Annotated in this window: 14 protein-coding genes; all 14 read left to right on the top strand. The window is 69.7% G+C overall.

Annotated features, from left to right (window positions below):
* The first annotated feature begins 35 nt into the window (after window positions 1-35).
* The 14 genes from ACFVWR_RS18170 (at window position 36) to der (ending at window position 13764) form a co-directional block, all read left to right on the top strand.
* Entirely contained in the window at window positions 36-242 is a 207-nt protein-coding gene (locus tag ACFVWR_RS18170) for a hypothetical protein (protein WP_387215499.1), read from the top strand.
* Window positions 235-1071, top strand: a complete 837-nt coding sequence (locus ACFVWR_RS18165) for a TlyA family RNA methyltransferase (RefSeq protein ID WP_387215496.1) — start codon at window positions 235-237, stop codon at window positions 1069-1071. The genes ACFVWR_RS18170 and ACFVWR_RS18165 overlap by 8 nt, the downstream gene beginning before the upstream one ends.
* 139 nt (window positions 1072-1210) lie before the next feature.
* Window positions 1211-2128 carry an NAD kinase gene (locus ACFVWR_RS18160; protein ID WP_387215493.1) on the top strand — a complete coding sequence of 306 codons (918 nt, stop codon included), beginning with the start codon at window positions 1211-1213 and terminating at the stop codon, window positions 2126-2128.
* Complete coding sequence (recN, locus tag ACFVWR_RS18155) at window positions 2121-3845, top strand: DNA repair protein RecN (RefSeq protein ID WP_387215490.1); 1725 nt, start codon at window positions 2121-2123, stop codon at window positions 3843-3845. The genes ACFVWR_RS18160 and recN overlap by 8 nt, the downstream gene beginning before the upstream one ends.
* A 52-nt stretch (window positions 3846-3897) precedes the next feature.
* Window positions 3898-5601, top strand: coding sequence for a CTP synthase (locus ACFVWR_RS18150; RefSeq protein WP_387215487.1), 1704 nt, complete (start codon window positions 3898-3900; stop codon window positions 5599-5601).
* Window positions 5601-6227, top strand: coding sequence for an NUDIX domain-containing protein (locus ACFVWR_RS18145; RefSeq protein ID WP_387215484.1), 627 nt, complete (start codon window positions 5601-5603; stop codon window positions 6225-6227). The genes ACFVWR_RS18150 and ACFVWR_RS18145 overlap by 1 nt, the downstream gene beginning before the upstream one ends.
* Before the next feature lie 10 nt (window positions 6228-6237).
* Window positions 6238-7143: a site-specific tyrosine recombinase XerD gene (xerD, locus tag ACFVWR_RS18140; protein WP_387215481.1), complete on the top strand. Its 906-nt coding sequence runs from the start codon at window positions 6238-6240 to the stop codon at window positions 7141-7143.
* A gap of 211 nt (window positions 7144-7354) precedes the next feature.
* Window positions 7355-8251 (top strand): ParA family protein, encoded by an 897-nt coding sequence (locus ACFVWR_RS18135; protein ID WP_387215478.1) that lies wholly within the window; start codon window positions 7355-7357, stop codon window positions 8249-8251.
* Window positions 8235-9059, top strand: a complete 825-nt coding sequence (locus tag ACFVWR_RS18130; protein ID WP_387215475.1) for a segregation and condensation protein A — start codon at window positions 8235-8237, stop codon at window positions 9057-9059. Before ACFVWR_RS18135 ends, ACFVWR_RS18130 begins: the two co-directional genes overlap by 17 nt.
* Window positions 9049-9690 carry an SMC-Scp complex subunit ScpB gene (scpB, locus tag ACFVWR_RS18125; protein WP_387215472.1) on the top strand — a complete coding sequence of 214 codons (642 nt, stop codon included), beginning with the start codon at window positions 9049-9051 and terminating at the stop codon, window positions 9688-9690. The genes ACFVWR_RS18130 and scpB overlap by 11 nt, the downstream gene beginning before the upstream one ends.
* Window positions 9680-10444 carry a pseudouridine synthase gene (locus ACFVWR_RS18120; protein WP_387215469.1) on the top strand — a complete coding sequence of 255 codons (765 nt, stop codon included), beginning with the start codon at window positions 9680-9682 and terminating at the stop codon, window positions 10442-10444. The genes scpB and ACFVWR_RS18120 overlap by 11 nt, the downstream gene beginning before the upstream one ends.
* Window positions 10441-11550, top strand: a complete 1110-nt coding sequence (locus ACFVWR_RS18115) for a prephenate dehydrogenase (RefSeq protein WP_387215466.1) — start codon at window positions 10441-10443, stop codon at window positions 11548-11550. Before ACFVWR_RS18120 ends, ACFVWR_RS18115 begins: the two co-directional genes overlap by 4 nt.
* Entirely contained in the window at window positions 11547-12257 is a 711-nt protein-coding gene (gene cmk / locus ACFVWR_RS18110; RefSeq protein WP_387215463.1) for a (d)CMP kinase, read from the top strand. Before ACFVWR_RS18115 ends, cmk begins: the two co-directional genes overlap by 4 nt.
* A complete protein-coding gene (gene der, locus ACFVWR_RS18105) occupies window positions 12250-13764 on the top strand; it encodes a ribosome biogenesis GTPase Der (RefSeq protein WP_387215460.1) in 1515 nt (504 codons plus the stop codon). Before cmk ends, der begins: the two co-directional genes overlap by 8 nt.
* Window positions 13765-13845 lie beyond the last annotated feature (81 nt).

Raw genomic sequence — 13845 nt, 5'->3', positions numbered from 1 at the left:
GTGTCGGGACCCCTCGTTTCGCGTAGCGTAGGGGGATGGATGCTCAGCGGAACGACGACGCGAACCACGACGCGGGCGACGCGGCCGGTGCGAGTGACGCGGCCGGTGCGGAGGCGGCGCTGGTGTCGCGGCTGAACCTGATCGAAGACCAGCCGCTCGCCTCGCGGGCCGACGCATACTCGCAGGTGCACGACGAGCTGCGCGCCGAACTCGAGGGCGGAGACGTTCAACGGCATGGCTGACGATCCGTTCGAGGCGACGCCGCCCGACACCGAGGTGCGACTGGATGTGGCCCTCGCGGCCCGGGGCCTGGCGCGCTCGCGGTCGCACGCGGCGACGATCATCGCCGAGGGCCTCGTCACGGTCGACGGCCGCGCTGCTGTTCGTGCGTCGGTGAAGGTGCGCGCCGACCAGGTGATCGTCGTGGCCGGCGCCGACCACTACGTCAGTCGCGGTGCGCACAAGCTGATCGCGGCTCTGGATGCGTTCGGTGTGCCGGTCGCGGGTCGCACCGCCCTCGATGTCGGCGCATCCACCGGCGGATTCAGCCAGGTGCTGCTCGAACGCGGCGCGACCGAGGTCGTCGCCGTCGATGTCGGTCACGGTCAGCTCTCGCCGACCCTCGCTCTCGAGCCGAGGTTGCGGTCGTTCGAGGGCGTGAACGCCCGGTCGCTCACCGCCGATGTGCTCGCCGGCCTGACCGGCGACACCGTGAGACCGGGGCTCGTCGTCGGCGACCTCTCGTTCATCTCGCTGACCCAGGTGCTGCCCGCCCTGGTGGCCACGGCCGCCGCCGACGCCGATTTCGTGCTGCTGGTGAAACCGCAGTTCGAGGTGGGGCGCACCGGCATCAAGGAGGGCATCGTGCGCGATCCGGTGCTGCGCACCGAGGCGGTCACCAGTGTGCTCTGGGCGGCCCATGACCTCGGGGTCGGCACGGCAGGAGTCGTGCCGTCGCCGATCGCGGGCAGCCAGGGCAACCACGAGTACCTGGTGTGGTTGAGCGCGGCGGTCGGCACGAATCCGACCGAGTGGCTCGGCCAGGTCGAGTCGATCACGCTGCGAGGGTGAGCGGATCTGCGGATGGGGCGCTCAGTGGTTGTCCACAGCGGCGTTTTCTTCCACAGCCCGGCACCGGTTCACCCACGGGCGCGCATGATCAGACAGAATGGGTAGACCGAATCGACCGAGAACTGGGAGTGTGAGGCGAATGGATGCACCCGCACGGTACATCCTCATCGTCGCGCACACCGGTCGCCAAGATTCTCTCGAAGCAGGGGTGCAGGTGTGCGCCCAGCTGATCGACGCGGGCGTCATCCCGGTGCTCAGCGAAGACGAGCGCCGCGACGTGCTGGCCGCTGAGCCGAGCTTCGATCAGGTGGCCGTTCTCGGCGTCGACGTGATGCCGAGCGAGCTCGAGCTCGTGATCGTGCTGGGCGGCGACGGCACCATCCTGCGCGCCGCCGAGCTGGTGCGGGGATGCTCGGCGCCGCTGCTCGGCGTCAACCTCGGTCACGTGGGCTTTCTGGCCGAGAGCGAGCGCGACGACCTGAAGCTCGCGGTCGAGCGCGGGCTCGCCAAAGACTACGAGGTCGAGGAGCGCATGACCCTCTCGGCCCGGGTGAAGGTCGGCAAAGAGGTCGTCTACGAGAGCTGGGCGCTCAACGAGGCCACCGTCGAGAAGGCCAGCCGCGAGAGGATGCTCGAGGTCGTCATCGAGGTCGACGGCCGCCCCATGTCGAGCTTCGGCTGCGACGGTGTCGTCATGTCGACCCCGACGGGGTCCACCGCCTATTCGTTCTCCGCGGGCGGCCCGGTCGTGTGGCCGGGTGTCGCCGCGCTGCTCCTGGTGCCCTTGAGCGCCCACGCCCTGTTCTCGCGGCCGCTCGTGGTCGACGCCGATTCCTCGCTCGCCGTCGAACTGCTCGAGCGCGCCGAGGGGGAGGGAATCCTCTGGTGCGACGGACGCCGGGCCTACGACCTGCCTCCCGGCGCCCGCGTGGTCGTGCGGCGCTCGCCGATCCCGGTGCGACTCGCCCGCCTGCATCCCGGGCCGTTCACCGATCGCCTGGTGCAGAAGTTCGACCTTCCGGTCACCGGGTGGAGAGGGCCGGCCGGACGTGACTGAGACGCGTGGGGGCATCGAGGAGATCTCGATCAAAGACCTGGGCGTCATCGCAGACGCTTCACTGCCGCTCGGGCCGGGGTTCACGGCGATCACGGGCGAGACCGGTGCAGGCAAGACGATGGTCGTGTCGGCGCTCGGGCTGCTGCTCGGCGAACGCGCCGACACCGGCGCCGTGCGTCTCGGCAGCCCGCAGGCGTGGGTCGAAGGCCGGTGGCGGGTCGCCGACGGCGGTGACGTGGTCGAGAGGGTGCGAGACGCCGGCGGCGACGTCGATCCCCTCGGCTCCGGAGCGGCCGAGCTCGTGCTCTCCCGCTCGGTCTCCGCAGAGGGGCGCTCGCGCGCCGTGGTGGGCGGTCGCAGCGCTCCCGTGAGCGTGCTGACCGAGCTCGGCGGGCAGCTCGTCGTGGTGCACGGGCAGTCCGACCAGATCCGGCTGCGGTCGGCCGTTGCACAGCGCGAGGCGCTCGACCGCTTCGCCGGGGCGCCCCTGGCCGATGCCATCGACACCTACTCGCACGTGTTCCACCGCTGGCGCGACAACCGCTCAGAGCTCGAAGAGCTCGTCGCCGACCAGGAGCGGCGCGCGCGCGAGGCCGAAGACCTGCGCATCGCGATGGCGGAGATCGAGGCCGTCGCGCCCCAACCCGGCGAAGACGAAGAACTCGCGGGGCGGGCGGAGCGCTTGACCAACCTCGAAGACCTGCGACTCGCTGCGGCGACGGCGCGCGAGCTGCTCTCCGCCGAAGAGTCGGAGGGTGCGGATGTGCTCGGCCTGCTCGACAACGCCCGCCGCCAGCTCGAGCGCGTCTCCGCCCACGACTCCGCCCTCGTGGAGGTGACGGAGGCGGTCGCGAACGCGAACTACCTCGTTTCGGACGTCGCCGCGCAGCTCTCGACCTACCTGGCGACGCTCGACACCGAGGGGGCTCGTGAGTTGGAGATCGTGCAGGAGAGGCGGGCAGAACTGGCCACCCTCGTGCGCAAGTACGGGCCGACCCTCGACGACGTCATCGAGGCGCTCGAGACGGGCAGCTCGCGGCTGTTCGAGTTGGACGGAGACTCGGAGCGCATCGACCAGCTGCGCGCGGAGGTCGAGGCCGACGAGGCGCTCGTGGAGGAGCTCGCCGCCGGTCTCACCGCTCAGCGTCGAGAGGCGGCGGAGCGGTTGAGCGCGGCCGTCTCCGACGAACTGACGGCGCTGGCGATGGCCGACGCCCGCGTGGTGGTGGAGCTCACCGAGCGCGACGAGTACACGGCGAGCGGACGCGACCAGGTCGCCATCCTGCTGCAGCCGCACTCCGGCGCCGAACCCCGACCGCTCGGCAAGGGCGCGTCGGGCGGAGAGCTCTCGCGCGTGATGCTGGCGATCGAGGTCGTCATCGCGGGCAGCGACCCGGTTCCGACCTTCATCTTCGACGAGATCGACGCTGGCGTCGGTGGCGCGTCGGCGATCGAGATCGGGCGCCGGCTGGCGAGACTCGCGGAGAACTCGCAGGTGATCGTCGTGACGCACCTCGCCCAGGTGGCCGCGTTCGCCGGCAACCACCTCACCGTGGTCAAAGGCAGCGACGGCTCCGTCACCGAGTCCAGCGTCCGGCAGCTCACGGGGGAGGAGCGCATCGCCGAGATGGCACGCCTGCTCTCCGGGCTGCCCGACTCGGAGAGCGGGCTCGCCCACGCCCGCGAACTCGTCGACATGGCCAGCGCGCGGCGCTGAGCCGCGCATCCGGCCACCGACTTCGCCGATCGTGGTGATAGGATAAAAGCCCGTGGTGGATAAAACAGACGCGGACAATTCGAACGGCATTACCAAGCACATTTTCGTGACAGGTGGTGTCGTTTCGTCGTTGGGCAAGGGCCTCACAGCGGCCAGCCTCGGCAATCTTCTGACGGCGCGCGGGCTCCGCGTCGTGATGCAGAAACTCGACCCCTACCTCAACGTCGATCCCGGAACGATGAACCCGTTCCAGCACGGCGAGGTGTTCGTCACCGACGACGGTGCGGAGACCGACCTCGACATCGGCCACTACGAGCGGTTCCTCGACATCAACCTCGGACAGTCGGCGAACGTGACCACCGGCCAGATCTACTCGAACGTGATCGCCAAGGAGCGTCGCGGCGAATACCTCGGCGACACGGTGCAGGTCATCCCGCACATCACCGACGAGATCAAGCGCCGGATGCGTCTGCAGGCTCAGCCGGGACAAGACGGTGAGCCGCAGCCCGACGTCATCATCACCGAGATCGGCGGAACGGTCGGCGACATCGAGTCGCAGCCGTTCATCGAGTCGGCGCGCCAGGTGCGCCACGAGCTCGGCCGCAAGAACTGCTTCTTCGTGCACGTCTCCCTCGTGCCGTACATGAACGCCTCGGGCGAGCAGAAGACCAAACCCACCCAGCACTCCGTCGCCGCCCTCCGCTCGATCGGAATCCAGCCCGACGCGCTCGTGCTGCGCAGCGACCGTCCCGTCTCGGAGTCGAACAAGCGCAAGATCGCGCTGATGTGCGACGTCGACGAGGGCGCCGTGGTGAACGCGGTCGACGTGCCGAGCATCTACGACATCCCCACCATGCTGCACGACCAGGGCCTCGACGCCTACATCATCGACCAGCTGGGGCTCGACGCCGGCGAGGTCGACTGGGACGGCTGGAGCGAACTGCTGAACGCGGTTCACGACCCCAAGCACGAGGTGACCATCGGTCTCGTCGGCAAGTACATCGACCTGCCCGACGCCTACCTCTCGGTCACGGAGGCATTGCGCGCGGGCGGCTTCGCGCACGGAGCCAAGGTCAAGCTCAAGTGGATCGCCTCCGACGAGTGCCAGACCGCCGAGGGCGCCGCCCACATGCTGTCCGACATCGACGCGATCTGCGTTCCCGGCGGCTTCGGCGTGCGCGGCATCGAGGGCAAGCTCGGCGCCCTGCGGTTCGCGCGCGAGAACGGCATCCCCGCGCTCGGGCTGTGCCTCGGGCTGCAGTGCATGGTCATCGAGTACGCACGTCACGAGGCCGGCCTCGAAGGGGCGTCGTCGTCGGAGTTCGACCCGGAGACCGAGTTCCCTGTCATCGCGACGATGGCCGAGCAGGTCGAGATCATCGCCGGCGGCGACCTCGGCGGCACCATGCGTCTGGGCCTCTACCCGGCCGCTCTCGCCGAGGGGTCGATCGTGGCGGAGCTCTACGGCGCGCCCGAGGCGAGCGAGCGTCACCGTCACCGCTACGAGGTGAACAACAACTACCGCGAGCAGATCGCGGATGCGGGCCTCTGGTTCTCGGGCACGTCGCCCGACGGCCACCTGGTCGAGTACGTCGAGCTGCCGCGCGAGGTGCACCCGTTCTACGTGGGCACGCAGGCTCACCCGGAGCTGCGGTCGCGGCCGAACCGCGCGCACCCGCTGTTCCGCGGTCTCGTCGGCGCGGCCCTGGATCGCCAGAAGGCGAGCCGTCTGTTCGAAGTCGCGGCAGAGGCCTGATGTCCGACCTTCTCGCCGACGAGCCGTTCTCTCCGGAGATCGTGTCGACGGAGGTTCCTTTCCACGGAAAGATCTGGGACGTCCGGCGCGACGAGTTCCGCTACAACGGCGACGCGATCACCCGTGAGTACGTCGATCACACCGGCGCCGTGGCGGTGCTCGCTCTCGACGACGACGACCGCGTGCTGCTGATCAAGCAGTACCGGCATCCGGTGCGTCACCGGGAGTGGGAGATTCCGGCGGGGCTGCTGGATGTGAAGGGCGAGCAGCCGCTCGCCGCCGCGAAGCGCGAGCTCGCCGAAGAGGCCGATCTGACCGCCGACACGTGGAACGTGCTCGGCGAGTTCTACACGACGCCCGGCGGCAACAACGAGGCGATCCGCATCTACCTGGCCCGGGGCGTGCACGCCACGGCCGAGGCGTTCGGCCGCTCCGACGAGGAGGCCGACATCGAGGTGCGCTGGGTGCCGCTCGACGACGTCGTGGAGTCCATCCTGTCGCGCCGTGTGCAGAATCCGTCGCTGATCGTCGGGGCGCTCTCCGCCCGGGTGGCGCGGGAGAGCGGATGGGCGCAGCTCGGGGCGGCGGACGAGCCCTGGCCACGGCATCCCCAGCTCGGATCTTGATCGGCTCACGATGACGATCGAGGCGGCTGTGGACTCCTACCTGCGGCACGTCTCGATCGAGCGCGGGCTCTCGGCGAACACCGTCGCCGCGTACCGGCGTGACCTGGGCGTCTACTCGGGCTGGCTCGCCGAGCAGGGGATCGACGAGCTTCGCGAGGTCACGCCGGCGACCATCTCCCAGTTCTCGATTCAGCTCGGTACGCGGGAGGAGTCTCCGCTGATCGCGTCGTCGCTGGCGCGGATGCTGTCGACAGTGCGGGGCTTCCACCGCTTTCTCCTCGACGAGGGCCTGGTCGACACGGATGCGGCGCACGAGGTCAAGCCGCCGAAGTCGGGCAGCCGGCTGCCCAAGGCGATCAGCGTCGACCAGGTCGCTGCGCTGCTGGCGGCGACCGACGGCGACAGTCTGCAGGCGCTGCGTGACAAGGCGCTGCTCGAACTCCTCTACGCCACGGGCGCCCGCGTCAGCGAGGCCGTCGACCTCAACGTGGACGACGTGATCGACCAGGACATCGTGCGACTCACCGGCAAGGGCAACAAGCAGCGGATCGTTCCGCTCGGCAGCTACGCGAGAGCCGCGATCGACGCCTACCTCGTGCGTGCGCGGCCGGCGCTCTCCACCAGGGGGAGGGCAACGCCCGCTCTCTTCCTCGGGATGCGCGGGGCGAGGGTGTCCCGCCAGAACGCGTGGCTCATCATCCGGGCCGCCGCCGACCGTGCGCACCTCGACGCCGAGATCTCACCGCACACGCTGCGCCACTCGTTCGCCACGCATCTTCTGGCCGGTGGCGCGGATGTGCGGGTCGTGCAAGAGTTGCTCGGCCACTCCTCCGTCGCCACCACGCAGATCTACACCCTCGTCACCGCCGACACCCTGCGCGACGTCTACACCTCATCCCACCCCCGCGCGCGCTGACCGCCCTCTCCCACCCTGTCCGTTCGTGCGAAACGCGCGCTCCGGGGCCCGCCAACCGCGCTTTTCGCACGAACGGACGGGGGTGGATGCGGCGGGATGGCAAGGGGGATGCGCGGCGGTGCGACCCGCGGAGTGGGGACAGCGCCGTTAGACTGGGCGCTGGTGACGGGCCGCACGACCGGCGACGCGACGAGGGACGAGGAACACGCAGGTGACGCGCAACGACGAGGTAAGGACAGAGCTCCCCGGCATGGATGAGACCTCCATCGCCAAGCTCGGGCCCACCGGCCGTCCGTTCCGCGCGTTTGCCAAGCCGTCCCCGTTGAAGGGCCACGGCCCCGCCCGCATCATCGCACTCTGCAACCAGAAGGGCGGCGTCGGCAAGACGACGACCAGCATCAGCCTGGGTGCGTCCCTCGCCGAGTACGGCCGTCGCGTGCTCGCGATCGATTTCGACCCGCAGGGCGCACTCTCCGCCGGTCTCGGCGCGCAGACGCACGATGTCACGACGATCTACGACCTGCTGCTCTCGCGGTCGAAGGAGCCGGCGGAGGCCATCCAGCACACCGGCACTCCGGGGCTCGACATCATTCCGGCCAACATCGACCTCTCCGCCGCCGAGGTGCACCTCGTGAACGAGGTCGCCCGCGAGCAGATCCTCGCCAGCGTGCTGCGCAAGGTGAGCGCCGACTACGACGTGATCCTCATCGACTGCCAGCCGTCGCTCGGCATCCTGACCGTCAACGCGCTCACGGCGGCGCACGGCGTGCTCATCCCGCTCGAGTGCGAGTATTTCGCGCTGCGCGGCGTCGCGCTGCTCATCGAGACGATCGACAAGGTGCGCGAGCGCCTGAACCCCGCGATCGAGCTCGACGGCATCCTCGCCACCATGTACGACTCGCGCACGCTGCACTCGCGCGAGGTGCTGGAGCGGGTCGTCGACGCGTTCGGCGACAACGTTCTGGAGACGGTGATCTCGCGCACGGTCAAGTTTCCGGATGCGTCGGTCGCCGGCACCCCGATCACCCAGTTCGCGCCCGAGCACCCTGCCGCCGAGGCGTACCGCCAGTTGGCGAGGGAACTGATCTCGCGTGGCGCCGTCGCCTAGCCCGGCCCCGAGCGAGCCGGCCGAGGCCGTCACCTTCCGGGTCGCGCTCGGCGAGTTCGAGGGTCCGTTCGATCTGCTGCTCTCGCTGATCTCGAAGCACGAGCTCGACATCACCGAGATCTCGCTCAGCCGGGTCACCGACGAGTTCATCAGCTACCTGCGCGGGCTCGACTCCGACGACAGCCTGGACGAGGCGAGCGAGTTCCTCCTCGTCGCGGCGACGCTGCTCGACCTGAAGGTCGCCGGGCTGCTGCCGCAGGGCGAACTCGTCGACGCCGAAGACGTCGCGCTGCTCGAGGCGCGCGATCTCCTGTTCGCGAGGCTGCTGCAGTACCGCGCGTTCAAGGAGGCGTCGGCCTGGTTCGCGGCCGGGCTGGAGGCCGAGGCCACGCGCCACACCCGCTCGGTGCGGCTCGAAGACAAGTACCGTCAACGCACGCCGGAGCTCGTGTGGACGCTCACCCCCGAAGATTTCGCCGCCCTCGGAACGCTCGCGCTCACGCCGCGGGAGATCCCCGTCGTCGGCCTCGATCACCTGCACGCGCCGCTCGTGAGCATCCGGGAGCAGGCCGCTCACGTGGTCGGGATGCTGCGCTCCGGCGAATCGCTCACGTTTCGCCAGCTCGTGGCCGGCGCCGACCAGAAAGGCGTCGTCATCGCGCGTTTTCTGGCCGTGCTGGAGCTGTACCGGCACGCCGCGATCGCCTTCGAACAGCTGGAGCCCCTGGGCGAACTGACGCTGCGCTGGACGGCCGAGCACTGGTCGGAAGAGAACCTGTCGAACCTGGGAGCCGATTATGACGGTTGAGAATCTGGAAGCGACCGAGACGGCGGAGTCGCCCGAGACCGCGGTGTCGGCCGAGACTGCCGAGCCGGCCGTGGCCGAGGCCGATCTCGAGCGCGCCCTGGAGGCCATCCTCATGGTCGCCGACGAGCCGATGAGCGTCGTGACGCTGGCCACGGCGGTCGGCGCCCCGGTGAAGCGGGTGCGCGCGGCGGTGGATGCGCTCGTCGCCGACTTCGACGGCGTCGACGGCGGCGTCAGGCGAGGGTTCGAGCTGCGGGAGGTGGGCGGCGGCTGGCGCATCTACGTGAGAGCCGAGTACGACGCCGTGGTGGCCGATTACGTGCTTGCGCAGAACCCGACCAAGCTGTCGCAGGCCGCGCTCGAGACGCTCGCCGTGATCGCGTACAAGCAGCCGATCAGCCGCGGCGCGATCGCGTCGATCCGCGCCGTCAACGTCGACTCGGTCGTGCGCACGCTGCTCGGCCGGGGTCTCATCACCGAGATGTTCACCGACAGCGAGACCGGCGCCATCAACTACGGCACGACCGATCTGCTGCTCAGCCAGCTCGGAATCAATTCGATCGACGAGCTGCCGAAGATCTCTCCGCTGCTCGCCGACGGCACCGAAGGGTTCGATGGCGATGTCCGTTGATTCGACAGAGCCTCAGGGCGAACGTCTGCAGAAGGTCATGGCTGCGGCCGGAGTGGCGTCGCGACGCGTCTCCGAAGACCTCATCTCCGCCGGACGCGTCACCGTCAACGGTGTCGTCGTCACCGAGCTCGGCCGCCGCGTCGACCCGCTGACCGACCAGGTCGCCGTCGACGGGTCGGCCGTGCAGCTGGACACGAGCCGGCGGTACGTGATGCTGAACAAGCCGGTCGGTGTGGTCAGCTCGCTGCGCGACGAACAGGGGCGCCCTGACCTGCGGCAGTTCACGGGCGGCTACGAGGAGCGCCTGTTCAACGTCGGGCGGCTGGATGCCGAGACCTCGGGCCTGCTCGTCCTCACGAACGACGGCGAGCTCGCGCACGTGCTCGCGCATCCGAGCTTCGGGGTGACGAAGACGTACATCGCGCGCGTGCGCGGCGCCGTGACGCCTCAGACGATCGCCACGCTGACACGCGGCGTCGAGCTCGAAGACGGACCCATCGCCGCCGACAGGGCGAGGCTGCTCGAACGCAGCTCGGCCAGCCAGGACAGCCTGGTGGAGCTGACCCTGCACTCCGGGCGCAACCGCATCGTGCGGCGCATGATGGCCGAGGTCGGGCATCCGGTGATCGAGCTGGTGCGCCGGCAGTTCGGGCCGCTGCACCTCGGCACCCTGCGGGTCGGTCAGATGCGCGACCTCACTAAGGTGGAACTCGGCGATCTGCTGACCATCTCGCGCCAGAAGGACTCGAAGTGAACGACAGCACCTCCCGGGTGACGGGGCCGGTCCGCGTCGTCGGCGCCGGTCTGCTCGGCGCCTCCGTGGGGCTCGGTCTCCGGGCTCGCGGCGTCGATGTGCTGCTCGCCGACGCCTCTCCCGCCAACCTCGATCTCGCCATCGACTACGGCGCGGGTCGCGCCGACGACGGCACCGCCGAGCCCGCGTTGATCGTGGTCGCGGTGCCGCCCGACCTCGTGTCGTCGGTGGTGCGGGCGGAGCTCGCAGCGCATCCGGATGCCGTCGTCACCGACGTCGCCAGTGTGAAGGTGGCGCCGCTGTCCGAGCTGCAGACGGCAGGTTCAGGGCACGCTGATGCGGCGACCGATCTGTCGCGGTACGTCGGCTCGCATCCGCTCGCCGGCCGGGAGCGCGGCGGCCCCAGTTCGGGGCGAGCCGATCTCTTCAACGGCCGCCCCTGGGTGGTCTGCGCCCGGCCCGAGAACGACCGCGCCAGCGTGAACCTGGTCGAGGCGCTGATCCTCGACCTGGGTGCGACGCCGATCGAGATGGAGACGGCCGCGCACGACGCCGCCGTCGCCCTCGTGTCGCACACCCCGCAGATCGTCTCGAGCCTGATGGCCAAACGACTCGCGGACTCGACGGATGCCGCGCTCGCGCTGGCCGGCCAGGGCCTGCGCGACGTGACGCGCATCGCCGGCAGCGAGCCGGAGCTGTGGGTGCAGATCCTCGGCGCCAACGCTCCGGCCGTCGTCGAGATCCTGCACGCGTACCGCGACGACCTCGACCGCGTGCTCGTCGCGCTCGGCGACGTCGGTGCGGCCGGCGCCCGGCGGTCGCTCGCCGAAGAGCTCGCCGGCGGCAACGTCGGGGTCTCCCGGTTGCCAGGCAAGCACGGACAGGACAGACGTTTCACGCAGCTCGTCGTGCTCGTGGACGACAAGCCGGGCGAGCTCGGGCGTTTGTTCACCGAGCTGGGCGAGATCGGTGTGAACCTGGAAGACCTGCGGCTCGAGCACTCGCCGGGTGCGCAGGTGGGTCTCGCCGAGATCTCCGTGCTTCCCGAGGCCGTACAGCGCACCGTCGACGAGCTCGGCGCACGAGGATGGAGGATCGCCGGATGAGCGACCGCAACCCGAACGACACGGCCACGGGATCGGGCATCCGCACGATCGTCGTCGCCGTCGATGGGCCGGCCGGCAGCGGCAAGTCGAGCGTCAGCAAGGCCACGGCCCGCCGGCTCGGATTCGCCTACCTCGACACCGGCGCCGCCTACCGCGCGCTCAGCTGGTTCGTGGTGCAGCGGAAGCTCGACCCGACCGACTCGGCAGCGGTCGTCGACGCGCTGCCCGACTTCGACTTCCGCATCGGAACCGACCCCGACGGCTACCACGTCTCGGTCGGCTCGCACGACGTGACGGACGCCATCCGCGAGCCCGACGTGACCGCCGTGGTCAGCGCGATCGCCCGGGTCGCCGAGGTGCGCACACACCTCACCGGGCTGTTCCGAGACATCATGCGGCACACCGACAGGCCGGGCATCGTGGTCGAGGGGCGTGACATCACGACGGTGGTGGCCCCGGACGCGGATGTGCGCATCCTGCTCACTGCCAGCGAAGAGGCTAGAATAGCCAGGCGTTCCGCGGAACTCGTCGGCCAATCGGCCGCCCATGTCGGCGAACAGCTTCATCGCCGTGACCGCGCCGACTCCCGAGTCGTGGACTTCATGAACGCCGCCGACGGTGTGACCACCGTCGATTCAACCGAACTTGACTTCGACCAGACCGTGGATGCGGTCATCGCGGTCGTGCAGAAGGAAACCCATGCCTGACAAGACCGAACTGGAAGAGCCGGACGGCGCCGACGACCTCGTCGAGCGTCTCACCGACCTCGACGAGGAGCTGGCGACCCAGCGCGCAGCGGCGCTGCGGAGCGGACTCGACGAGTATCAGCTCGAAGACGACGACATCGACATCCTCGAGACCGTCAGCGAAGACCCCGACGCGATCACCTACCTTCCGGCGCTGCCCGTGCTGGCGATCGTCGGCCGCCCGAACGTGGGCAAGTCGGCGCTCGTGAACCGCATCCTCGGCCGCCGCGAAGCCGTCGTGGAGGACACTCCCGGTGTCACTCGCGACAGGGTCTCGTATCAAGCGGAGTGGAACGGGCGCCGTTTCACGCTCGTCGACACCGGCGGCTGGGAGCCCGACGCCAAGGGCATCGACGCTTCCGTCGCAGCGCAGGCCGAGGTCGCGATCGACCTGGCCGACGCCGTGCTGTTCGTGGTCGACGCGAACGTCGGCGCCACGTCGACCGACGAGCACGTCGTTCGTCTGCTGCGCAAGTCCGACAAGCCCGTCTTCCTCGCCGCCAACAAGGTGGACGACCTCCGTCAGGAGCCCAACGCTTCGGCCCTCTGGTCGCTCGGCCTGGGTGAGCCCCTGCCCGTGTCGGCACTGCACGGCCGCGGCGTCGCCGACCTGCTCGACATCATCCTGAAGGCCCTCCCGGAGGTGTCCGCGGTCGCCAAGCAGGAGGTCGGCGGACCCCGCCGCGTCGCCATCGTCGGCCGCCCGAACGTGGGCAAGTCTTCGCTGCTGAACAAGGCGGCGGGGGAGGAGCGCGTGGTCGTCAACGAGCTCGCGGGCACCACGCGCGACCCGGTCGACGAGCAGGTCGAGATCGCCGGCAAGGTGTGGCGCTTCGTCGACACCGCCGGCATCCGGCGTCGCGTGCACCTGGCGCAGGGCGCCGACTTCTACGCCTCGCTGCGCACCTCGACCGCCCTCGAGAAGGCCGAGGTCGCCGTCGTCGTGCTCGACGTGACCGAAGCGATCAGTGAGCAGGATGTGCGCATCATCGACCTCGTGCTCGAATCGGGCCGAGCACTCGTTCTCGCCTTCAACAAGTGGGACCTGCTCGACGACGACCGCCGCCGCTACCTCGAACGCGAGATCGAGCAGGACCTCGCCCACGTCTCGTGGGCGCCGCGGGTCAACATCTCGGCTCGTACCGGACGACACCTGGAGAAGCTGGTGCCCGCCCTCGAGCAGGCGCTCGAGTCATGGGACACCCGCATCCCCACCGGCAAGTTCAACGCCTTCCTCGCCGAGCTCACGGCGGCGCATCCGCACCCCGTCCGCGGCGGCAAGCAGCCTCGCGTGCTGTTCGGAACGCAGGCCACCAGCCGGCCGCCGACCTTCGTCGTGTTCACCACCGGGTTCCTCGACCCCGGATACCGGCGGTACATCATCCGCAGGCTGCGCGAGGTCTACGGGTTCGAGGGAACGCCCATCCAGCTCAACATGCGCGTGCGCGAGAAGCGCAAACGCACCTGACCTTCCGCTCGACCACCGAGGGGTCCCGACACGCCGTCTGGGCGATGCACCAGACGGCGTGTTGGGACCCCTCGGTGGTTC

Origin of the sequence: Leifsonia sp. NPDC058292 (assembly GCF_042880955.1) — a bacterium.
Classification (GTDB): domain Bacteria; phylum Actinomycetota; class Actinomycetes; order Actinomycetales; family Microbacteriaceae; genus Leifsonia.
Note: the sequence above shows the minus strand (reverse complement) of the source record. Positions and strands in the feature narration are given on the sequence as shown.

Bases quoted from the DNA above. Each gene is read 5' to 3' on its own strand.
- ACFVWR_RS18145 (WP_387215484.1), top strand. From the start codon at position 5,601: ATGTCCGACCTTCTCGCCGACGAGCCGTTCTCTCCGGAGATCGTGTCG.
- ACFVWR_RS18170 (WP_387215499.1), top strand. From the start codon at position 36: ATGGATGCTCAGCGGAACGACGACGCGAACCACGACGCGGGCGACGCG.
- ACFVWR_RS18165 (WP_387215496.1), top strand. From the start codon at position 235: ATGGCTGACGATCCGTTCGAGGCGACGCCGCCCGACACCGAGGTGCGA.
- cmk (WP_387215463.1), top strand. From the start codon at position 11,547: ATGAGCGACCGCAACCCGAACGACACGGCCACGGGATCGGGCATCCGC.
- xerD (WP_387215481.1), top strand. From the start codon at position 6,238: ATGACGATCGAGGCGGCTGTGGACTCCTACCTGCGGCACGTCTCGATC.
- scpB (WP_387215472.1), top strand. From the start codon at position 9,049: ATGACGGTTGAGAATCTGGAAGCGACCGAGACGGCGGAGTCGCCCGAG.
- ACFVWR_RS18160 (WP_387215493.1), top strand. From the start codon at position 1,211: ATGGATGCACCCGCACGGTACATCCTCATCGTCGCGCACACCGGTCGC.
- der (WP_387215460.1), top strand. From the start codon at position 12,250: ATGCCTGACAAGACCGAACTGGAAGAGCCGGACGGCGCCGACGACCTC.
- ACFVWR_RS18120 (WP_387215469.1), top strand. From the start codon at position 9,680: ATGTCCGTTGATTCGACAGAGCCTCAGGGCGAACGTCTGCAGAAGGTC.